19 protein-coding genes are annotated in these 20,599 nt (G+C 70.5%); 15 read left to right on the forward strand and 4 right to left on the reverse strand.

The window, feature by feature from the left end; all coding sequences use genetic code 11:
• The 6 genes from ABZS40_RS27950 to ABZS40_RS27975 form a co-directional block, all read left to right on the forward strand.
• The coding region (locus ABZS40_RS27950; protein ID WP_354946468.1) for an ATP-binding protein at positions 1 to 357 on the forward strand (357 nt) is incomplete at its 5' end.
• Positions 354 to 806, forward strand: a complete 453-nt coding sequence (locus tag ABZS40_RS27955) for a response regulator (RefSeq protein WP_196929407.1) — start codon at positions 354 to 356, stop codon at positions 804 to 806. The genes ABZS40_RS27950 and ABZS40_RS27955, both read left to right, overlap by 4 nt.
• A complete protein-coding gene (locus ABZS40_RS27960; RefSeq protein ID WP_354946469.1) occupies positions 799 to 1,608 on the forward strand; it encodes an inositol monophosphatase in 810 nt (269 codons plus the stop codon). The genes ABZS40_RS27955 and ABZS40_RS27960 overlap by 8 nt, the downstream gene beginning before the upstream one ends.
• 180 nt (positions 1,609 to 1,788) lie before the next feature.
• Positions 1,789 to 2,805, forward strand: a complete 1,017-nt coding sequence (locus tag ABZS40_RS27965; RefSeq protein WP_354946470.1) for a hypothetical protein — start codon at positions 1,789 to 1,791, stop codon at positions 2,803 to 2,805.
• Between the two features lie 36 nt (positions 2,806 to 2,841).
• On the forward strand, positions 2,842 to 4,404 hold the full coding sequence (locus ABZS40_RS27970; RefSeq protein WP_354946471.1) for a fused MFS/spermidine synthase: 1,563 nt from the start codon (positions 2,842 to 2,844) through the stop codon (positions 4,402 to 4,404).
• A gap of 71 nt (positions 4,405 to 4,475) precedes the next feature.
• A complete protein-coding gene (locus ABZS40_RS27975) occupies positions 4,476 to 6,152 on the forward strand; it encodes a serine/threonine-protein kinase (protein WP_354946472.1) in 1,677 nt (558 codons plus the stop codon).
• Positions 6,153 to 6,217: 65 nt separating this feature from the next.
• On the opposite strand, the gene ABZS40_RS27980 is transcribed toward ABZS40_RS27975, so the two are convergent.
• Together ABZS40_RS27980 and ABZS40_RS27985 are read right to left on the reverse strand one after the other, a co-directional pair.
• Positions 6,218 to 6,886 carry a TrkA family potassium uptake protein gene (locus ABZS40_RS27980; RefSeq protein ID WP_354946473.1) on the reverse strand — a complete coding sequence of 223 codons (669 nt, stop codon included), beginning with the start codon at positions 6,884 to 6,886 and terminating at the stop codon, positions 6,218 to 6,220.
• A gap of 68 nt (positions 6,887 to 6,954) precedes the next feature.
• Positions 6,955 to 8,289 carry a potassium transporter TrkG gene (locus tag ABZS40_RS27985; RefSeq protein WP_354946474.1) on the reverse strand — a complete coding sequence of 445 codons (1,335 nt, stop codon included), beginning with the start codon at positions 8,287 to 8,289 and terminating at the stop codon, positions 6,955 to 6,957.
• Between the two features lie 139 nt (positions 8,290 to 8,428).
• Here ABZS40_RS27985 and ABZS40_RS27990 point away from each other — a divergent pair, with 139 nt between their 5' ends.
• Both ABZS40_RS27990 and ABZS40_RS27995 read left to right on the forward strand, forming a co-directional pair.
• A complete protein-coding gene (locus tag ABZS40_RS27990) occupies positions 8,429 to 9,559 on the forward strand; it encodes a glycerophosphodiester phosphodiesterase (RefSeq protein WP_354946475.1) in 1,131 nt (376 codons plus the stop codon).
• Between the two features lie 445 nt (positions 9,560 to 10,004).
• The gene (locus tag ABZS40_RS27995) at positions 10,005 to 10,760 is read left to right on the forward strand and encodes a phage Gp37/Gp68 family protein (protein ID WP_354946476.1); all 756 of its coding nucleotides are present in this window, start codon (positions 10,005 to 10,007) and stop codon (positions 10,758 to 10,760) included.
• 24 nt (positions 10,761 to 10,784) lie between these two features.
• Here ABZS40_RS27995 and tcmP read toward each other — a convergent pair whose 3' ends face one another.
• Positions 10,785 to 11,960, reverse strand: a complete 1,176-nt coding sequence (tcmP, locus tag ABZS40_RS28000; protein WP_354946477.1) for a three-Cys-motif partner protein TcmP — start codon at positions 11,958 to 11,960, stop codon at positions 10,785 to 10,787.
• A 549-nt stretch (positions 11,961 to 12,509) separates the two neighbouring features.
• Positions 12,510 to 12,740, reverse strand: a complete 231-nt coding sequence (locus ABZS40_RS28005; RefSeq protein WP_354946527.1) for a winged helix-turn-helix domain-containing protein — start codon at positions 12,738 to 12,740, stop codon at positions 12,510 to 12,512.
• Positions 12,741 to 13,037: 297 nt separating this feature from the next.
• On the opposite strand from ABZS40_RS28005, the gene ABZS40_RS28010 reads away from it, so the two are divergent.
• The 7 genes from ABZS40_RS28010 to ABZS40_RS28040 all read left to right on the forward strand — a co-directional run bounded on the left by ABZS40_RS28010 (position 13,038) and on the right by ABZS40_RS28040 (position 20,409).
• Positions 13,038 to 13,277: a hypothetical protein gene (locus ABZS40_RS28010; RefSeq protein WP_354946528.1), complete on the forward strand. Its 240-nt coding sequence runs from the start codon at positions 13,038 to 13,040 to the stop codon at positions 13,275 to 13,277.
• A gap of 226 nt (positions 13,278 to 13,503) precedes the next feature.
• Entirely contained in the window at positions 13,504 to 14,703 is a 1,200-nt protein-coding gene (locus ABZS40_RS28015) for a substrate-binding domain-containing protein (protein WP_354946478.1), read from the forward strand.
• Positions 14,704 to 14,705: 2 nt separating this feature from the next.
• Entirely contained in the window at positions 14,706 to 15,449 is a 744-nt protein-coding gene (locus ABZS40_RS28020) for an ABC transporter ATP-binding protein (RefSeq protein ID WP_238678101.1), read from the forward strand.
• A complete protein-coding gene (locus ABZS40_RS28025; RefSeq protein WP_354946479.1) occupies positions 15,449 to 16,174 on the forward strand; it encodes an ABC transporter ATP-binding protein in 726 nt (241 codons plus the stop codon). Before ABZS40_RS28020 ends, ABZS40_RS28025 begins: the two co-directional genes overlap by 1 nt.
• Positions 16,174 to 17,064, forward strand: a complete 891-nt coding sequence (locus tag ABZS40_RS28030) for a branched-chain amino acid ABC transporter permease (protein ID WP_124815814.1) — start codon at positions 16,174 to 16,176, stop codon at positions 17,062 to 17,064. Before ABZS40_RS28025 ends, ABZS40_RS28030 begins: the two co-directional genes overlap by 1 nt.
• On the forward strand, positions 17,061 to 18,167 hold the full coding sequence (locus ABZS40_RS28035) for a branched-chain amino acid ABC transporter permease (protein WP_354946480.1): 1,107 nt from the start codon (positions 17,061 to 17,063) through the stop codon (positions 18,165 to 18,167). The genes ABZS40_RS28030 and ABZS40_RS28035 overlap by 4 nt, the downstream gene beginning before the upstream one ends.
• Positions 18,168 to 18,276: 109 nt before the next feature.
• The gene (locus tag ABZS40_RS28040) at positions 18,277 to 20,409 is read left to right on the forward strand and encodes a DEAD/DEAH box helicase (protein ID WP_354946481.1); all 2,133 of its coding nucleotides are present in this window, start codon (positions 18,277 to 18,279) and stop codon (positions 20,407 to 20,409) included.
• Positions 20,410 to 20,599: the final 190 nt, after the last annotated feature.

The following is a 20,599-nucleotide window of genomic DNA, read 5'->3' on the forward strand; positions in this document are numbered from 1 at the left end:
ATCTTTGTGATCTTCCAGCGGCTGCACTCCAAGGACGCGTACCCGGGCACCGGCATCGGGCTGGCGATCGTCAAGAAGATCGTCGAGTACCACGGCGGCCGCGTCTGGGTGGACACCGACGTGCCGGAGGGCACCGCGATCCGGTTCACCCTGCCGGCACTACCCGAGGACGTTGCGGCGGCTGCCGCTGCCGATTCCGCGGGGGAGCCGAACGCCCCGACCGTGGGCGACGCGACGCCCTCGACCGAGGCTCCGGCGGCGCTGACGGAGCAGGCCGGCGGGCCGGACCAGCCGGACCGGGCCGACGAGACGCTGGAAAGCGGTAGAACGGGTGACATGAGGGAGACGGTGGGATGACCGCGCCGGCGGATGGCAAGAGCCCGATCGAGGTCCTGCTCGTCGAGGACGACCCGGGTGACGTGCTGATGACCCAGGAGGCGTTCGAGGAACACAAGCTGCGTAACCGGCTGACCGTCGTCTCCGACGGGGCCGAGGCCCTCGCCTACCTGCGGCAGGAGGGCCAGTACGCCGACGCGGTGGCGCCCGACCTGATCCTGCTCGACCTCAACCTGCCCCGGCGCGACGGCCGGGAGGTGCTGGAAGAGATCAAGAAGGACGAGAACCTGCGCCGGATCCCGGTGGTGGTGCTCACCACCTCGCAGGCCGACGAGGACATTCTGCGCAGCTACCAGTTGCACGCCAACGCCTACGTGACCAAGCCGGTGGACTTCGAGCGCTTCATCTCGGTGGTCCGTCAGATCGACGAGTTCTTCGTCAGCGTGGTCAAGCTGCCGCCGCGTGGCTGACACCCTGCTGGACGACGTCGGCGGCCTGCTCTGGGAGGCCGCCGACCAGGTCGTGCTGCCCCTGTTCCGCAAACTCGACGACGATGACGTGTCGGAGAAGGCGCCCGGCGAGGTGGTCACCGTCGCCGACCGCCGGGCCGAGGAGCTGCTCTCGGCGGGGTTGCGCCGGCTGCGGCCGGGCTCGATGGTGGTTGGCGAGGAGGGTGTCGCCGACGATCCGGGGTTGCTGCGGCACCTGCGCGACAGCGGGGACGTCTGGCTGGTCGACCCGGTCGACGGGACCGCCAACTTCGCCGCCGGTCGCCGGCCGTTCGCCCTGATGGTGTCGCTGCTGACCGATGGGCGGCCGACCGCCGGCTGGATCCTCGACCCGCTCGCCGACACTCTCGCCGTCGGCTCGGCGGACGAGGGCACAGTGCTCAACGGTCGACCGGTGGACGGCAGCGGCTCGGTGCCGCCGCTCGGTGAGCTGCGTGGCGCGGCGATGACCAAGTTCCTGCCCCCGGAGACCCGCGACCGGGTCCGCGCCGGAGGTCGGCGGCTCGGTGAGCTGCTGCCCGGCCAGCACTGCGCCGGTCGGGAGTACCTGGACATCCTCACCGGCGAGCAGCAGTTCGCCCTCTTCTGGCGCACCCTGCCCTGGGACCATGCCCCGGGCACCGTGCTGGTCCGTGCCGCCGGGGGTGTCGCCCGCCGCTTCGACGGGGTCGACTACCACCCCGCCGACGACGGCCGCGGTCTGCTCGTCGCTGCCAACGAGCAGGTCTGGGCCGAGGTACGCGACGCGCTCCTCAGCACCTGATCCGCGCGCTGCGCGACGACATCAGGACGCTCCGTCGACATCGAGACAGCCCGAGGGTCAGCGGGCTGGTCACCGGCCCACGATCCGGTATCGTGACCGGCGGTCTCCGCCAGCATGCCGCCGACCGGCGCCGCCGTGCAGTGTTCATCGGGGGCCGGCGGTCGACGGAAGGACGCTTTCGTGCCCAGGACCAGGCTTCGCCCGCGGCTCGGTCGCCGCGCTCTGTTCGTAGTGCTCGCCGCCGTCGCGCTGGTGCTCGGCGGTGCCGCCGTGCCCGCGTACGCGGAGCCTGGCGAGGGCGGCAGCAAGAAGTTGCAGGACGCGCTGGAGCTGACCGCCAAGGGCCACATCGAGGCCAAGGCCAAGCTGGACAACTCCAAGCGTCGCCAGACGGCGCTGACCGGCGAGCTGACGTCGCTGGAGGGTCGGCTGGTCGGGCTCACCAGCCAGGTGGGCGAGGTGGCCGCCCAGTCGTACCGGGTGGGTCGGCTGAGCGCCGTCTCGATGCTGCTCAACACCGCCACGCCGGAGGCGTTCCTGCAACGCGCCGGCGACCTCGACCTGATGGCCCAGCGGGACAGCAAGCGGCTGCGTGACCTCACCGAGGCCCGGCAGCAGGCGCAGCAGGCCAAGGTTGCCATCGACGGCGAGGTCCGCGAGCAGCAGAAGCAGCTCGCCGTGATGGCGAAGAAGAAGAAGGAAGCCGAGGAGGCGCTCGCCGAGGTCAGCTCCGGCGGCAGCAACGGTTTCAGCGGTGGCAGCTCCACCTCGGCGAAGCCGGCGCCGCGTAACTCCGACGGGTCCTGGCCGTCGGAGTCCTGCTCGGTGAAGGACCCGACCACCTCCGGGTGCATCACCCCGCGCACCCTCAACGCGCTGAAGCAGACCCAGGCGGCCGGCTACAAGCGGCACGTCTCCTGCAAGCGCAGTGGTGGCGGCGGCGAGCATCCGAAGGGCCGGGCCTGCGATTTCGCGGCCGCCACGAACGGCTTCGAGGACAAGAACGCAACCGGCGGCGACAAGGCGTACGGGGACAGCCTGGCCGCCTGGCACGTGCGCAACGCCGACCGACTGGGCGTGCTCTACGTGATCTGGTACCGGCAGATCTGGCACCCCGGCACCGGTTGGCGGTCGTACAGTGGAAGCGGCTCACCGGCCGCGTCCCACACGAACCATGTTCATCTCTCGATGTACTGACCCGTTGCACCAGCTTCGCTGCGTACCATCGCGACGATGAGCTCCCCACCGTCCGACGTAGCGGCCCTGCCGGCACCGCCGGCCCCGCCCGTGCCGGTCACCGGCCGGGCGTTGCCCAACGGCCTGGCCGCCTTCCTGGTCTTCTTCTCCAGCGGTGCCGTGCTGGTGCTGGAGACCGTCGCGCTGCGCCTGGTCGGCCCGTACGTGGGGGTGACCCTCCAGGTGACCAGCTCGGTGATCGGCATCGCGCTGGCCGCGATCGCGTACGGGGCGTGGACCGGCGGCTGGCTGGCCGACCGGCGCAACCCCCGGGGCCTGCTGGCGCCGGCGTTGGTGCTGGCCGGCATCGCCACAGCTGTCACCCTGCCCGTCGTCCGCTACGCCGGCGAGGTGCTGCGCGGTGGTGCGGCCAGCGGCATCCTGCTGCTGGTCGCGTTGGCGGTGTTCGTGCCGGCCGCGCTGCTGGCCGCTGTCACCCCGCTGGTCGTGAAACTCCAGCTCGCCGACCTGCGCCGCACCGGCCAGGTGGTTGGTCGACTCTCCGGGATCGGCACCCTGGGCGGCATCACCGCGACCCTGCTCACCGGGTTCGTGCTGGTCGCCGCGCTGCGCAGCACCGTCATCCTGCTGGCCCTGGCGCTCGCGCTCGGGCTGGTCGGTATCGGTCTCGGCTGGTACCTGCGCCGGCAGGAGCCCACCGAGCTGCCCGGTCCGGCCCGGGCCCGAGCCGCGCTGGCCGTCCTCGGCCTGGCCGGGGCGGGGCTGACCACCGTGGCGCCCAACCCGTGCGACATCGAGACGGCGTACCACTGCGCCCGGGTCACCGCGGACCCCTCCCGGCCCAGCGGGCGGACGCTGCTGCTCAACTCCGCCCAGCACTCGTACGTGGACCTCGCCGACCCGAAACACCTGGAGTACGCGTACACGAAGTGGATCGGCGCGGTCGCCGACGTCGCCGCGCCGGCCGGTCAGCGGGTGGACGCGCTGCACCTGGGCGGCGGCGGGTTCACAGTGCCGCGCTACCTGACCGCCACCCGTCCGGGCACCGACAACCTGGTGTTCGAGATCGACGGCGGCCTGGTCGAGCTGGGCGAGAAGGAGCTGGGCGTACGGCCGGGGCCCGAGCTGCGGGCGGTGGTGGGCGACGCGCGGATGCTGGTCGCCGGTGAGCCGACCGACAGCCGTGACCTGGTGGTCGGTGACGCGTTCGGGCACCTGGTGGTGCCCTGGCACCTGGCCACCCGGGAGATGGCCGCCGACGTCCGGCGGGTGACCCGCCCCGGCGGGGTGTACGTGCAGAACGTCATCGACTACCCGCCGCTGCGGTTCATCCGCGCCGAGTTGGCCACGGTGGCCGCCGAGTTCCGGCACGTCGCGCTGATCGCGCCGCCGGAGGCGCTCGCCCAGGAGCAGGGCTCCAACTTCCTCATCGTCGGCTCCGACGCGCCGTTGCCGCTGGAAGCCGTCCAGGCCCGGCTGGCGGAGGTGGACCCGAAGGTCAGCCTGCTGTCCGGTGCGGCGCTGACGGACTTCGTCGACGGGGCGATGGTATTGACCGACGACTACGCCCCGGTGGACCAACTGCTGGCCACCGCCTGATCGGGTGATAATCCTGACCGATTCCGATACTCCAGGTGTAGGCGGGCCGTTCCTGGGCAACATCGCTCACCATGGGTGGTGGGGACCGAAACGGCGCGCATCTGCTCGATGAGCGGTACCGGCTGATCGAGCAGCTCGGCGCGGGCGGCATGTCGGTGGTCTGGCGTGGCTACGACGAGGTGCTCGGCCGCCAGGTCGCGGTGAAGGTGCTGGCCTCGCGGCTGGCCAGCGACCGGGCCTTCCGCCACCGCATCCGCATCGAGGCGCAGGCCGCCGCGCGGCTCTGCCACCCCAACATCACCAACGTGTACGACTACGGCGAGTCCGAGCAGGTCGGTCTGACAGTGCCGTACGTGGTGATGGAGCTGGTCGACGGCGCTTCGCTGGCCAGCCGGTTGGGTCGGGAGAGCCAACTGCCGTGGCGGGAGGCGGTGACCATCAGCGCCGAGGTCAGCTCCGCGCTGGCCACCGCGCACGCCCGTGGGGTGGTGCACCGCGACGTCACCCCGGGCAACGTCATGCTCACCTCGACCGGGGTCAAGGTGGTCGACTTCGGCATCTCCGCGCTCGTCGGGGAGAGCGAGAAGGGCCCGGACGGCGCGCTGTTGGGCACTCCCGCGTACCTCGCCCCGGAGCGGCTGGACAACGGCCAGGTCTCCCCGGCCACCGACGTGTACGCCGTGGGGCTGCTGCTCTACCGGATGCTCACCGGCCGACTGCCGTGGCGGGCCAGCACCACCACCCAGATGCTGCGCGCCCACATGTACAGCGACCCGGAGCCGATGCCCGCCGTCCCGGGGCTGCCCGACGGGGTGGCCGACCTGGTCGGACGCTGCCTGGCCAAGCGACCCGCCGATCGGCCGGCCACCGCCGAGCTGACCCGGACGCTCGCCGAGGCGGCCGGCATGCTCGCGGCGGTGCCGGTCTCCCCGGCCGCCGGGCCGTTGGACGCGGCCATGCTCGGCAGTGCGCGTACCACGATCCTGCCCTGGTCGGCGGCGACCGACGCGTTGCCGTTGTCGCGGACCCGCAACCGGGACCGGCGGACGCGGCAGCGGGTGACCCGGCGTCGGCGGGTGGAGGCCGGGGTGGCCGCCGTCGGGCTGATCGCTGTCACCGGGGCGATGTGGGGGTTCACCTCGCGTAGCCCGGCCAGCGGCGGGGACCGGCCGACGACCGAGGCTCGGATGGGTCTGCCGGCGGCGGCGCCCTGCGAGGTGGCGTACGCGTTGCGCGCCGACTCGGGCACCGAGTTCGCCGCCGAGCTGACCCTGACCAACACCGGCGGCCGTGAGCTGCGGGACTGGACGATGAGCTTCACCTTCCCCGGGCAGCAGAAGGTGACGAAGGCGGAGCCCGCGCCGGTGCACCAGCAGGGGAGCACTGTGCTGATCCGGCCGGCGGCCCAGCGCGCCACGCTGGCCCCCGGTGCGGCCGAGAAGATGACCCTCACGGGTAGGTACAGCGGGGCGAACCAGTTGCCTGTGGAGTTCCGGCTCGGCGAGGCGACCTGCGGGGTTCGGGTGTCCGGGGTCGCCGGCAGTGCGCCGTCCACGGCTCCGCCGAGCAAGGCCGCCACGACGAAGGCTCCGCCCAGGACCGCGAAGGTGGGCAGCGGCTCCGGCTCGGGCGGCGGCGCGACGAAGGCCAAGCCACCGAAGCCTGCGAAGGCCCCGGCGAAGCCCGCGAAGGCCCCGGCGAAGCCCGCTAAGGCCGCGGGTGGTGGTCCGGGAAAAGCGGAAAGGTGACCAAGGGGCCGGGTGGTCACCGGAAGAAGTAGGCAGGCCACGTCGTTCTGCCGGCGCGCAGCAGGTCAGCGCATTCCCGCGAATCGCTGCACCTGGTCGAGCCCGCCCTCGACGATGAGCACCCCGCCCTGGGGAAGCGTGGTGTCGTCGGAGGTGTACCGGAAGCGTTCGCCCGGCAGCTTGGCGCCGACCACTCGTACCCCGAAGCGCTCCTCCGGTTCCAGGTCGAGCAGGGTGCGCCCGACCAGGGACTCCGGCACCCGGACGGTGGCGATGGCGAAGTCGTCGTCGAACTCGATGAAGTCGAGCAAGCGGCTGACGATCAGGTGCGCGACCCGGTCCCCGGTCTCCGCCTCCGGGAAGATCACGTGGTGCGCGCCCACCGACGACAGGATCTTGGCGTGCTTCTGCGAGGTGGCCCGCGCCCAGATCTGGGGCACACCCAACTCGACCAGCGCCAACACGGTGAGCACACTCGCCTCCACCGAGGCCCCGATGGCCACCACCGCCCGCCCGAAACTGGTGATGCCCAACTGCCGCAGCGCACCCTCCTCGGTCGCGTCGGCCTGAACCACCCGGTCGAGCTGCGCCGACCAGCGCTGCACCTTGGCCGGGTTGCGGTCGATGGCCAACACCTCGCGGTTCATCCGGGTCAGCGACCCGGCCAGGTGGCAACCGAATCGACCCAGCCCGATCACCACGATGCCGCCGCTGTCCGCCCGTCTAGCCGACACCTCGGCCCTCCCTGCTTGCACTGGCGCGTTCCCGACGCGCGGGCCGGCCGACACTTCCGAAACACGCCCTAGCCGACAATGGGTTGCTCCTGGGGATAGCGGTAGAGCCGGCGTCGGGTGTTCAGGGCGATCGCCGACCCCAGGGTGAGCGTCCCGACCCGGCCAATGAACATGAGCACGGTCAGCGCCAGTTGGCCGCCGGCCGGCAGTTCGGCGGCCAGACCGATGGTCAGACCGGTGGTGCTGAACGCCGAGGTGATCTCGAACAGGGCCGCGACGAAGCGGACGCCCTCGGTGAGCAGCAGCAACAGCATCGTTCCGGCCATCACCAGTGCGACGCTGAGCAGCGCCACGGTGATCGCCTGCCGTTGGCTCGCGGTGGCCACCCGGCGGTGCCCGATCGTCACGTCGGGCTCACCCCGCAACTCCGCCCAGATGGTGAACGCCAGCAGGAAGAACGTGGAGACCTTGATGCCACCGGCCGTGCTGGCACTGCCGCCGCCGATGAACATCAGAACGATCAGCAGGGGATAGCTCTCCTCCTGGAGAGCGGCGATGTTCAGGACGCTGAAGCCGCCGGTGCGGCTCAGCGCGATCTGGGTGAACGACGCGAGGATCTTCCCGGGTACGTCGTACTGGCCGATCGTGCTCGCGTTGGTCCACTCGGCGGCGAGCAGGCCGGCGAAGCCGACCAGCAGCAGCACCACGCTGCCCCAGATGGTCAACTTCGTCGCCACCGCCCAGCGGGCGGGCTGCCGCCACTCGCGGACCGCCTCGAAGAGCGCGGGAAACCCGAGACCGCCGACGATCGCGCCGATCGCCAGGGGCAGCGACACCCACGGGTCACGGCTGAAGGCCAGCAGACCATCGGTGTAGAGCGCGAAGCCACCGTTGTTGAACGCCTGTACGGCGTGGAAGACGCCCGACCAGAGGGCCTGCCCGAAGGGATAGTCGTAGGACAGCCAGAGCCGACCGGCGACCAGCACGGTCATCACCGCCTCGCAGGCGAAGACGGTCAGCGCGATCCGGCGGAGCAACCGGCCCACGTCGCCGATGCCGAACTCCGCCGTCTCGGCCTGCACCAGCAACCGGTTGCGCAGCCCGAGCTGACTGGAGACCACCAGGATGACCAACGCCGCGACGGTGAGGATGCCGAGGCCGCCGAGCTGGGTGAGCAGGGTGATCACCAGCAGTCCCCAGCCGGACCAGTAGTTCGGCGTGTCGGTGATGGCCATGCCGGTGACCGACACGGCCGAGGTGGCGGTGAAGAGCGCGGTGACCACGGGTGGGCGTACGTGTTCGGCGGTCGCCCAGCGCGCCATGAGCAACCCCGTGCCGAGCAGGATCGGCACCAGGAACGCGAACGGCACCAGCCGCACGGGATTGCGGAAAAACCGGCGCACCAGACAATCTTCCTGTCCGCCCGCGACCCTGGAGTGGGAACGGGCATTCCGGAGATTCATCTGCCGTCCAGCCATCGACCAACTCCTGGCAAATCACGAGCGGTCTGCTTACCCGGACCATCGATGACAGGAGACGGCGTTGCGACGTACCCTCTCGACCCTCGGCGTGGCCAGCGCTCTGCTAGCCGCCGCCGTGGCCCTGCCGACCATGGCCGCGGCCGAACCAACGGCCAACGCGGACCGCTCCCGGGCCGACGACCGACCGATCGTGATCGGTCACCGTGGCGCCAGCGGCTACCGGCCGGAGCACACCCTCGAGGCGTACCGGTTGGCGATCCGGATGGGTGCCGACTACATCGAGCCGGACCTGGTCTCCACCTCCGACGGCGTGCTGGTGGCCCGGCACGAGAACGAGATCTCCGGCACCACCGACGTATCGACCCGCCCGGAGTTCGCGGCCCGCAAGGCGACGAAGACCATCGACGGTGTCGCGGTGACCGGGTGGTTCACCGAGGACTTCACAGTCGCCGAGATGAAGACGCTGCGGGCCAAGGAGCGGCTGCCGCAGGTGCGCGTGGCGAACACCGCCTTCGACGGCCGCTTCGAGGTGCCCACCCTCCAGGAGGTCATCGACCTGGCGCGGACCGAGGGGCGGGCACGGGGCCGCACCATCGGTATCTACCCGGAGACCAAGCACCCGAGCTACTTCGCCTCGATCAAACTGCCGTTGGAGGAGCCGCTGCTGCGGGTGCTGCGGCAGAACAAGCTGGACCGGAAGAACTCACCGGTCTTCATCCAGTCGTTCGAGACGGCCAACCTGCGCCGCTTGAGCCGGCTGACCGACGTGAAGCTGGTCCAACTGCTCGACGCGGCCGGCCGCCCGTACGACTTCACCGCCGCCGGTGACACCCGCACCTACCAGGATCTGGTCACGCCGGCCGGGCTGAAGTGGATCGCCCGGTACGCCGACGGCATCGGCGCGAACAAGAACCTGATCGTCCCCCGGAACGCCGCCGGCGCCCTGCTCGCCCCAACCAACGTGGTACGCGACGCGCACCGGGAGCACCTGCTCGTGCACTCCTGGACGTTCCGCGCCGAGAACCAGTTCCTTCCGGTGGACTTTCGGATCGGCGCCGACCCGAACGCGCGCGGCGACATCACCGCCGAGTACGAACTCTTCCTCGGCCTGGGCCTCGACGGTGTCTTCAGCGACCACCCGGACACTGCTGTCGCCGCCCTCGCCGGCCTCTCCACCCGCCCCGGCCACTGACCACTCCGAGCCTCGGCCCGGAGCTGACCCGCTCCCGGCCGGCCACGGGGCCGACCTGGCTCGGTCCCACGCGCTGGCCCGTCGTCCGCCACCCGGACGGCGGGCCAGCGGCGCGTCTGCCCATCCAGAGGTCCGGCCAGGTGGGCCCGCGGCCAGGCGGCCTCGCGGACGCGGGCAGCACCTCGCGGACGCTATGGAGTTGATGCCGCAAACGAATCGCACTTGCTCCGAAGATCGCATCGAGCGTGGATGTAGTGGCCACCAACGTCTAGGGACACCTCTGTGCAGGTCAATTGGCCTGGCCCCGCAGTTGGCCTGCGTGCTTTGCCGGCCTCTGACTGGCGGCTTCGTTGCCAGCGATGACGGCGGGCCGACACGCCGCGCAACCCTTCCCATGCGTACGGTTGTTCGACAGTATTGGCCCGTCGAGCGGAAGGAGAGGCGCATGGCAGACAAAAGCGCCATCGAGTGGACGGAAGCAACCTGGAATCCCACCACTGGTTGTGACCGCATCTCGTCGGGCTGCGACAACTGCTATGCGATGACTCTCGCTAAGCGCTTGAAAGCCATGCGCTCGGCCAAATATCAGACCGATGGAGACCCACGCACCTCCGGCCCCGGTTTTGGCGTCGCCCTGCACCCTGATGCCCTCGATATTCCTCGTCGCTGGCGTGACCCACGGACCGTCTTCGTCAACTCCATGTCGGATCTGTTCCACGCCCGGGTTCCACTCACCTACGTGCAACAGGTTTTCACTGTCATGCGCGAAACCCCCAGGCATACCTTCCAGGTGCTCACCAAGCGCGCCGCCAGGCTGGCGAAGGTCGCCCATCAAATCGACTGGCCGGCGAACGTCTGGATGGGCGTGAGCGTCGAGGATCACGCTCAGCGGGAACGGGTCGCCCAGCTCCGCGAGGTGCCGGCTGCGGTACGTTTCATCTCAGCTGAGCCGCTGCTGGGGCCACTGGTCGACCTGGATCTCGACGGCATCGACTGGCTGATCGCGGGGGGCGAGTCGGGGCAGGGCTGCCGCTCGATGGAGCCGACGTGGGTGCGTGACCTCCGTGATCAGTGCGTGTGTGCTGGCACCGCCTTCTTCTTCAAGCAGTGGGGCGGGCGTACGCCGAAACTTGGCGGCCGGCACCTCGACGGTCGGACCTGGGACGAGATGCCGGCCCCGCGCCTACTTGTGCAGGCATAAGGGCCGCCGCGGGTGGGCCCCGACTCAAGGCCGCCAGAGGACTTCCTTCCAGAAGTCACCCGTGCCGGGGCTGCTGATCCGGCCCTGTCGATGCAGCGACTTGACGGCCTGTCGTACGTGTGGTGCCCAGGCGTGCCCAAGTACGTCACCGTAGATCTCTGGCACATGATCGACGATCTTGATCGTAGAAGTCTGTTCGAGCAATTTGATGATGTTCCGCTCGATCGCACCTGACCAGCGAGGAGCGTTCTCGGCCTTGTACTGCTCGGCGTCGAAGACGGGACCGTCGCCGAACAGCGTCTCCGCTACGTGGTCGCCCCGGCGGATCTGCTCCCGGACCCACGCCTCCTCCCATTCGACGCCAGCCTTGCCGAGGGTGTCGGCGAAATGCCAGGCACCTTCGCCATGGGTGGTGAACAGGGCGAGGACGTATTTCGGGGCCAGACCGGGGCGTGGGCGCACCGGCATCTGCACCGCCTGGTAGTTGGACCCCTGGGTGAGATCTCGGGCGTACCTGTCCGCAACCCGGAGTGCGACGTCCGTGGCGCGCTGGTCATCGCCCGCATCCGACACCTTGGCGAAATAGCTGCGCCACCAGCCGCCACCCAGGAATCGATCCAATCGCGCGGCCGTCCTCCGGTCGCTCTCCGACAACCCACCCGATCGACTCTCAGCAACGTGGACTGCCCGTCCCATCCGAGCCACGGTGGAAACGCTGAAGTGCAGTAGCAATTCGGTTGGCGGCCAGTTGGGGCGCCCGAGCAGCCGCGTCCGGATCAGATCGAAGTCAAGAGCCGGCCCGAAGGGATCGAGGAAGGCGAAGAGCGAGGCACCCTTGGCTAAGGCCAGCACCTCGGGCAGATGCTGGTCAAGGGTGCCCTGGCGAAGTTCACGTCGAACCACCCCGCCTTTGTCGCGGAGCACCTGCTCCAGGTTCGCGTAGCTGTCCGGATCCTGCTCGACGAAGAACGCGAGCACGTCGCGGAAGCCTTGAACGAACTCGGCGCACCGGGACAACAGCAGCGGGGATCCTGGCTCTCCGCCGTCGTACTCGCCTCGGCCGGCGTAGCCGTCGAGGAAGACGATCGGGTTGCCCTGCCCTGTTTTGGAGGCGAAGACCACGGGATAGCGCTTGAGGATGCCGTGCTTCAGTACGGCCGCTGCCTTCTTCGACCGGAAAAATTCGTCGTTGTTGGACAACGGCCCTCCCCGTGACACTCACTTGCGGTCATGGGAAGGTAGCGCTGTGTTCGTGAGCTTGCTGCCCCACGGAAGGGCCTTTCAGAGCGGACTTGCTAGGGGGGCGCCCAGCGAGCAGCGCCGATGGCTCCCTAGTGATTGGCCGTCGCGCGGTCCTCAGTCCATGATCTGACACAGACGTAGCGCTGACTCGGGATTCGGTGCGCTGGAGCCTTCATTGGTCAAGTGGTCGGCGGTGCCTACCGGTCGGGTCGTTCAGCCACGTAGGTGCCCCGGCCCTGCTGGCCGATGATCAGTTCTCGGTAATGCAGGATCACCAGCGGCGTCCCCGGCGTAGACGCAGGCGGGCAGAGGTGCCGGTGCCGGTTGAGGCAGCAGGCGGCAGCAACTTCCCTGTTGTTGCTGGCTCAGGGCCGGCGGAAGCAGCAACAGCAGGGAAGTTGCGCGGCACTCGACCCCGCCGGCCTCGACTGCGGCTTCGGCGACGTGGTGGGCGGGAGGGGTGACGGCGGAAGAGTGCGGAGGGGGGAGGGGCGGAGGGAGGGAGCATCAGCGGGCGGCTTGTTCGGCGACGTAGGTGCCCCGGCCGGGCTGACCGGTAATCAGCTCGCGGTCGTGCAGCAGCGAGAGTGCCCGTGAGGCGGTGTTCATGTGCACGGCGTAGGTCTCGGCGAGTTCCCGAGTGGAGGGCAGCTTGTCGCCCGGCTTCAGCTCGCCGCTCTCGATCTTCGCGGCGATCTCGTTGGCGATGCGACGATATGGGGCTTCTGCTGTGGGCATGGTGAGGACTCCGGTCGGTTCGGCGTCTTCGATCATGCCGGCCTACACCAGTTACTGCAACAGGCTGTGGTGTCGCTGCTTCGCAGGGTCGACCTACACAAGTATTTGGGGTAGGTTGCTGATGTCCGGCTCCGGTTGGTTCGGCAAACCCTCGGGGCGCGGGCGTGAGGTGGGCTCAGCGTTCGTGCCGCCGACGATGAGGGCTGCGGGCGTGGGGCCGGGCGGTCCGGTGGGCGTCCCCTACCTGCACACCGGACCGCCCACCAGGTCGACGAGTCGAGGGTGATGGCTGTGCGCATAGAAAGAGAGCGTTTCGTGGTGCACCTGCCGGTGGTCGCGGTAGACCTGCCGGGGGCGCTGCGGGTTGCTCGGGTGATCACCCGAGCGCTGGGTTTCCTCGCCGACGTCGATCGGCCCGAGACGACGGTGTCCGAGGAGGATGCTCAGTGCGTACGTCATCGGGTCTTCTGCGACAGCCTGCTCGACGGTCGCCAGCGCTGCCCGCGTGCGGCGGCCCACGACGGGCCCTGCGGCTGACCGAACCGGGCGAATGGCGCGGAGAGACACACGGCTCGGGCGGTCCGTGGGGGTTCGGGCCATCGAGGGCGTGGGCTTCCGGCTGGCAGTGCGATCCGTTGTAACCTCCGGCCACCTCAATCCTGTTACTTGTGTGTTTCCGCCACATAGCTCGTGGGTGACGTCACTTCTAGCGTGAGCCGTCACGAAGAAGTTCTCTCCCTCTGAGTCCTCATGTGGAGTCGTAATGACGGTCCGGACGACGCGGCGGGCGTTCCTCTCCGCCGCCACGATGATGGCCGCGGCGCTGGCCGCCACGGCCTGTGGCAGCCCGCAGGACACCGCCACCGGCGGCGGCGACAGTGCCGCGCCGGTCAAGGTCGGCCTGGTGTACTCCCAGTCGGGAGCCCTGGCCAGCTACGGAAAGCAGTACATCGAGGGGTTCAAGGCGGGGCTGGACTTCGCCACCAAGGGCACCGGCAAGGTCGGTGACCGGAAGATCGAGCTGACCGAGGTCGACGACGCTGGCGACCCGGCCAAGGCGGTCTCCGCGGCGAAGGACCTGATCGGTAAGGGCACGAAGATCATCGCCGGCTCCACCGCCTCCGGTGTGGCGCTCCAGGTGGCGCCGATCGCGGCGCAGAACAAGGTGCTGTTCATCTCCGGCCCGGCCGCCACGGACGCGGTGACCGGCGCGAACAAGTACACCTTCCGCTCCGGTCGGCAGTCCTACCAGGACGTGGTGACCGCCAAGTCGTTCATCGGTGACCCGGCCGGCAAGAAGGTAGTGGTCTTCGCCCAGGACGGCGCGTTCGGCGACGCCAACGAGGCGGCCGTCAAGACCGTCATCGGTGGCGCGGGCGCGACGGTGAGCAGTGTCCGGGCCCCGGCCAGTGCCACCGAGTTCACCCCGTTCGCCAGCCAGATCAAGGCGGCCAAGCCGGATCTGCTCTTCGTGGCGTGGGCGGGCACGACCGCCCCAGCCATGTGGCAGAGCCTCGACCAGCAGGGCGTCCTCTCGACCACCACTGTCGTCACCGGCCTGGACATCCGCGCCTCGTGGCCGACCTTCGGCGCCGCCGGCGCGAAGATCTCCTTCCTGTCGCACTACTTCGACGGTGCCAGCGACACCGAGGCCAGCAAGGCGCTGAAGGCCAAGGTGAACACCATCGACCTGTTCCACCCGGACGGCTTCGCCGCCGCGCAGATGGTGGTCCGTGCCGCGCAGGAGGGCGGGGACGACGTCGACAAGATGGTCACCGCGTTGGAGGGCTGGAGCTTCGACGGGGTCAAGGGCAAGATGACCATCCGGGCCGCCGACCACGCGCTGCTCCAGCCGATGTTCCAGGCCAAGTTGGCCGGCAGCGGCACCGCGTTCACCGCTACCGCCCAGAAGAGCCTCACCGGTGACGAGACCGCGCCGCCGGCCGTGGCCATGAAGGGCTGACAATGCTCGCCACCCGCGGTCTGACCTGGCGGATCGGTGAGGTCGCCATCGTCGACAGCGTCTACCTCGACCTCGCACCCGGGGAGTTCCTGGGTGTCATCGGGCCGAACGGCGCCGGTAAGACCTCACTGTTCAACCTGATCACCGGCCTGCGCCGGGCCACCGAGGGCCGGGTCGTTCTGGACGGGCAGGACATCGGGGCGCTCCCGCCGCACCGGCGGGCCCGCCTCGGTCTGGGCCGTACCTTCCAGGCGTCCTCGGTCTTCGGCTCGCTGAGCGTGCGGGAGAACGTCCGGCTCGCCGTTCAGGCGCACCGCGGGGGCTCGATGGCACTGTGGCGGCGGGCGGCGGCCGACCGGGAGGTCGCCGCCGCCGCCGACGCGGCGCTCGACCGGGTCGGCCTCGCCCACCGGGGTACGGCCCTCGCCGGCACCCTGGCCCACGGCGAGAAGCGCAAGCTGGAGATCGCCCTGCTGCTCGCCGGCGAACCGCGGGTGATGCTGCTGGACGAGCCGATGGCCGGGGTCAGCGCCGAGGACGTGCCGGAGCTGGTCGCCGTCATCAAGTCGTTGACCGGCGACAGCGGCCGGGCGGTGCTGATGGTCGAACACCACATGGACGTCATCCTGGAACTGGCCGACCGCATCGCCGTCATGCACCACGGCGCGCTGCTGGCCTGCGACACCCCGGAGACGGTGATGGCCAACCCCACTGTGCAAGAGGCCTACCTGGGGGAGTCGCTCTGATGGAACCGATCCTCAGTGTGGAGGACTTGTCGGTCCGGATCTCCGGGCTGCACATCCTCCAGGGGGTGTCCTTCACTGTCGCTCCGACCGGCGTGACAGTCCTGCTCGGTCGCAACGGCGTCGGCAAGACCACCACGCTGCGCGCCATCGTCGGCCTCACCCCGCCCGCCGGGGAGGTCCGCGGCACCATCCGGATGGGCGCGCAGAGCCTGCTGGCCCGACCGACACACCGGCTGGTCCGTGGCGGGCTCGGCTACGTGCCGGAGGACCGTTGCGTGTTCGCCGGGCTCACCGTCGCCGAGAACCTGCGGCTCGCCGAGCGGCGCGGCACCACCCCGGCGTACGACAAGGTCTTCGCGCTCTTTCCGGAGCTGGACCGGCGCGGACGGCAACGGGCCGGGTCGCTCTCCGGCGGGCAGCAGCAGATGCTCGCCATCGGTCGGGTGCTGCTCAACGACAACCGGTTGCTGCTCGTCGACGAGCCGACAAAGGGGTTGGCGCCGAAGGTGGTGACCGAGGTGGCCGAGGTGTTGGAACGGGTCGCGGAGTCGGTGCCGGTGCTGCTGGTCGAGCAGAACCTCGCCGTCGTACGCCGACTGGCCCGCGATGCGGTCGTGTTGGCCGCCGGCAAGGTGGCCTGGACCGGCGACGCCCACGAGTTGCTGTTGGAGACCGCGTTGACGAAGTCGCTGCTGGGTGTCGGCTCGGCGGAGGTGAAACACTGATGGGCACCGTGATCCTGTTGGCGCTGACCGGGCTCGGCCTGGCGGCGCTGTACTTCCTGGTCGCCTCCGGCCTGTCCCTGGTCTTCGGCCTGGCCGACGTGCTCAACTTCGCGCACGGGCTGTTCCTCGGCGTCGGCGCGTACGGCACCTGGTGGGCGGCGGGCAACCTGCCGGGCGCCGGCCCGGACGGGTTCGGCTTCGTGTTCGCTGTCGCCTTCGGGGTGGCCGCCGGCACGCTGGTCGCGATCCTGGTCGAACTGGTGCTGATCCGCCCGCTGTACTCCCGCACCATCGAGCAGGTGCTGGTTACCGTCGGGCTGTCGCTGGCCGGGGTGGCGTTGCTCCAGGCCACCTGGGGTGCTGACGCCCGGCCGTTCCCGCGTCCGGACTGGACCCGGCAGGTGACCGGGATCCTCGGCGCGCAGGTGCCCAACGGTGGCCTGCTGCTGATCATCGCGGCGGTGCTGGTGCTCGGCGCGATCCTGGCGTTCCTGCGGTGGACCCGGTACGGCCTGGTGATCCGGGCCGGGGTGGAGAACCGGGAGATGGTGACCGCGCTGGGCATCGACGTCCGCAAGGCGTTCACGCTGGTCTTCGCGATCGGTGGGGCGGCTGCGGCCCTCGCCGGTGCGCTCGGCGGGGTCTACTTCGGCACCGTCTCGCCCGGGCAGGGCGGCTCGTTGCTGATCTTCGCGTTCATCGTGGTGGTGATCGGCGGGATGGGCTCGGTGGTCGGCTCCGCGTACGCGGCGGTCGTGGTCGGGCTGGTGCAGCAGTTCGTCAACTACTACGGCACGTCCGGGCTGGGCGACATCTGCGTGGTCGGGCTGCTGGCCGTGGTGCTGCTGCTGCGCCCGCAGGGCATCGCCGGAAAGGTGGCAACGGCATGACGGTGATCGACGCGCCACGCGCGCAGGTGCCCGACGAACTGAGTCCGCAGCGGGGGCGGTGGCACCGGGTCCGCCCGTTCCTGCCCCTGGTCGCGCTGGCCGTGCTGGTGATCCTGCCGTACTCGACGATCTCCCTGCCGGGGATCTTCGAGGGGCCGGTCAACTCACCCGGCACCCTGCAACTGCTCGCCATCTGCCTGATCTTCGGCGGGTTGGCGGCCGGGTACGACCTGCTCTTCGGCCGGACCGGGATGCTCTCCTTCGGGCACGCGCTGTACTTCGCCGCCGGTGTCTACGGCACCGACGTCCTGGTCACCCGTGCCGGTCTGCCGCTGTGGCAGGCGGCGCTGCTGACGATCACCGGCGGCACCATCCTCGCCGCGCTGCTCGGCGCGGTGGCGCTGCGGACGGTGGGCATCGCTTTCGCCATGGTCACGTTGGCCTTCGCCCAGGTCGGGGCGATCCTGGTGGCCCGGGACTTCGGCGGGCTCACCGGCGGCGAGGAGGGCCTGCCGCTGGACGTGTCGGGGCTGCCCGCCGGGCTGGTGGGGGTGACGAACACTGTCAACCTCTACTGGTTGGCGCTGGCGTACCTGACGCTGGTGGTCTTCGTGGTGCATCGGGTGAGCGGGTCACCGACCGGTCGGGTGCTCGCCGGGCTGCGCGACGACGAGCGGCGGATCGGTGTGCTCGGGTTGGACCCGTACCGCTACAAGCTGGTCGCGTTCACCCTGGCCGGTGGCTTGGCGTCGGCGGGCGGGGTGGTCTACGTCCTGATCGTCGGCGGCGCGTCGCCGCACATCACGTCCTCCGAGCTGACCCTGTCGCTGCTGGTCATGGTGGTGCTCGGTGGGCCGGGCACCCGGTGGGGTCCGGTGCTCGGCGGTGTCCTCTACATGTACCTCGATCACCGGCTCACCGCCTTCGGCACGAGCGATGCGGTGGACGACCTGCCGGCCGTCCTCAGCCGTCCGCTGAGTCAGCCGCTGTTCGTCCTGGGCACTGTCTTCATCCTGGCCGTCTACTTCTTCCCAGGAGGCCTGACCAGCCTGGCCCCCCGCCTGTCCCACCTAACCCGCTCCCTCCGCACCCCACGCCGCTGACCCCGGCCATGCCTGTTGATCAAGGGGTTTGCGTCAGAATCGGGCCGATTGGTGACGCAAACCTCTTGATCAACAGGGGGATGACGGACGGCGCTGGTAGAAATGCCGGGTGGAGACAGTCGAGCGGGTTGCGGTACGGGAGCGGGCCGAGGCGGTGCTGCGCCGGCTGGCCGGTGACCACGCCCGGCTGCGCGAGGATCAGTGGCGCGCCATCGAGGCGCTGGTCGTCGACCGGCGGCGGGTGCTCTGCGTCCAGCGCACCGGTTGGGGCAAGTCGGCTGTCTACTTCGTGGCCACCGCCCTGCTCCGGGACCGCGAGCAGGGCCACCAGGCCGGGCCGACCGTCATCGTCTCGCCGCTGCTGGCGTTGATGCGCAACCAGGTCGAGGCCGCCGCTCGGGCCGGCATCCGGGCCCGCACGATCAACTCGGCGAACCTCGACGAGTGGGACGAGGTCACCGCCGAGATCCAGACCGGCGCGGTGGACGTGCTGCTGATCAGCCCGGAACGGCTCAACAACCCGGACTTCCGCGACGGCGTCCTGCCGAAGTTGGCCGCGACCACCGGCCTGCTGGTGGTCGACGAGGCGCACTGCGTCTCCGACTGGGGGCACGACTTCCGGCCGGACTACCGGCGGCTGAGGACGTTCCTCGCCGAGCTGCCCGAGCGCACCCCGGTGCTGGCGACGACCGCCACCGCCAACGCCCGGGTCACCCAGGACGTCGCCGAGCAACTGGGTGACGCCCTCATCCTGCGCGGCACCCTGGACCGCGAGTCGCTGCGCCTCGGGGTGCTCGACCTGCCCAGCCCGGCGCACCGGCTGGCCTGGCTCGCCGACCACCTGGACCAGCTGCCCGGCTCGGGCATCGTCTACACGCTGACCGTGGCGGCTGCGGGGGAGACGGCCGAGTTCCTGCGCTCCCGGGGCTACCCGGTCGCCTCGTACAGCGGGCAGTCCGACGACGCCGACCGGCGCGCCGCCGAACAGGACCTGCTCGACAACAAGATCAAGGCGTTGGTCGCCACCAGCGCCCTCGGCATGGGCTTCGACAAACCCGACCTGGGCTTCGTCGTGCACCTCGGCGCGCCACCCTCACCGATCGCGTACTACCAGCAGGTCGGCCGCGCCGGCCGCGCCGTCGAGCACGCCGAGGTGCTCCTGCTGCCCGGCGTCGAGGACGCCGCGATCTGGCGTTACTTCGCCTCGCTGGCGTTCCCACCGGAGCAGCAGGTCCGCGCCGTGCTGGCCGCCCTGCACACCGACCGCCCGCTCTCCACCCAGGCGCTCGAACCCCTCGTCGACCTGCGCCGGGCCCGGCTGGAGCTGATGCTCAAGGTGCTCGACGTGGACGGCGCGGTCCGCCGGGTGCGCGGTGGTTGGCTCGCCACCGGCGAGCAGTGGGTCTACGACGAGGCCCGGTTGCGCCGCGTCGCCGAGGCACGCACCGTCGAGCAACAGGCCATGCGGGAGTACGCGACCACGTCCGACTGCCGGATGCGGTATCTACGGGAACGCCTGGACGACACCGAGGCGGCTGACTGCGGCCGATGTGACAGGTGCGCCGACCCACTCTTCGCCGCGGACGTGTCGACGGCCGCGCTCGCCGCCGCGCAGACCTTCCTGGGCCGACCCGGCGTGGAGATCGCGCCGAAGAAGCTCTGGCCGACCGGGCTCGACGCGGTGGGCGTACCCCTCAAGGGCCGGATCTCCCCCGCGGAGCAGGCGCTGCCGGGCCGGGCCGTCGGGCGCCTCTCCGACCTTGGTTGGGGTGGGCGGCTGCGTGCTCTCGTCGGCCCGGAAGCGCCGGACGCGCCGGTGCCCGACGACGTCGCCGGCGCGGTCGTGGAGGTGCTGAAGGCGTGGGCGCACGGCGACGACCCGTGGCCGCGCCGACCGGTGGCGGTGGTGGCTGTCGGTTCCCGGCGGCGGCCCCGGCTGCTCGGCTCGCTCGCGGAGCGGATCGCCACAGTGGGCCGGCTGCCGCTGCTCGGCGAGGTCACAGTGGCCGGCCCCGACGGCCCGGCCGGGCCGCGCGGCAACAGCGCCCAACGGGTACGCGCGCTGCACGACGCCTTCACCGTGCCGACCGACCTGGCCGACGCCCTGGCCGGGCTGGACGGCCCGGTGTTGCTCGTCGACGACCTGATCGACTCGGGCTGGACGATGACGCTGGTGACCCGGGCGCTGCGCCGGGCCGGCGCGCCCGACGTGCTCCCGCTCGCCCTCGCCGTGGCCGGCTGACCCGCTGCCGCGAGGCCGGTCCTCGGCACTGCTCGGATCTGTGCCGCCGACCGTGCCCGGTCAGGGCATGATCCGGCGCTGCGGCGCGGCTGCGCCGGTCGGGACCTGCTCGGCTGTGCGCCGCCGTCCGTGCCTGGTCGGGGTGTTGCCCGGCGCTGCGGCGCGGCTGCGCCGGTCGGGACGTGCTCGG

Source organism: Micromonospora sp. NPDC005324, assembly GCF_040607155.1.
Lineage (GTDB): Bacteria > Actinomycetota > Actinomycetes > Mycobacteriales > Micromonosporaceae > Micromonospora > Micromonospora trifolii.

Bases quoted from the DNA above. Each gene is read 5' to 3' on its own strand.
- ABZS40_RS27955 (WP_196929407.1), top strand. From the start codon at position 354: ATGACCGCGCCGGCGGATGGCAAGAGCCCGATCGAGGTCCTGCTCGTC.
- ABZS40_RS27970 (WP_354946471.1), top strand. From the start codon at position 2,842: ATGAGCTCCCCACCGTCCGACGTAGCGGCCCTGCCGGCACCGCCGGCC.
- ABZS40_RS27975 (WP_354946472.1), top strand. From the start codon at position 4,476: ATGGGTGGTGGGGACCGAAACGGCGCGCATCTGCTCGATGAGCGGTAC.
- ABZS40_RS27995 (WP_354946476.1), top strand. From the start codon at position 10,005: ATGGCAGACAAAAGCGCCATCGAGTGGACGGAAGCAACCTGGAATCCC.
- ABZS40_RS28005 (WP_354946527.1), bottom strand. From the start codon at position 12,740: ATGCCCACAGCAGAAGCCCCATATCGTCGCATCGCCAACGAGATCGCC.
- ABZS40_RS28015 (WP_354946478.1), top strand. From the start codon at position 13,504: ATGACGGTCCGGACGACGCGGCGGGCGTTCCTCTCCGCCGCCACGATG.
- ABZS40_RS28020 (WP_238678101.1), top strand. From the start codon at position 14,706: ATGCTCGCCACCCGCGGTCTGACCTGGCGGATCGGTGAGGTCGCCATC.
- ABZS40_RS28025 (WP_354946479.1), top strand. From the start codon at position 15,449: ATGGAACCGATCCTCAGTGTGGAGGACTTGTCGGTCCGGATCTCCGGG.
- ABZS40_RS28030 (WP_124815814.1), top strand. From the start codon at position 16,174: ATGGGCACCGTGATCCTGTTGGCGCTGACCGGGCTCGGCCTGGCGGCG.
- ABZS40_RS28035 (WP_354946480.1), top strand. From the start codon at position 17,061: ATGACGGTGATCGACGCGCCACGCGCGCAGGTGCCCGACGAACTGAGT.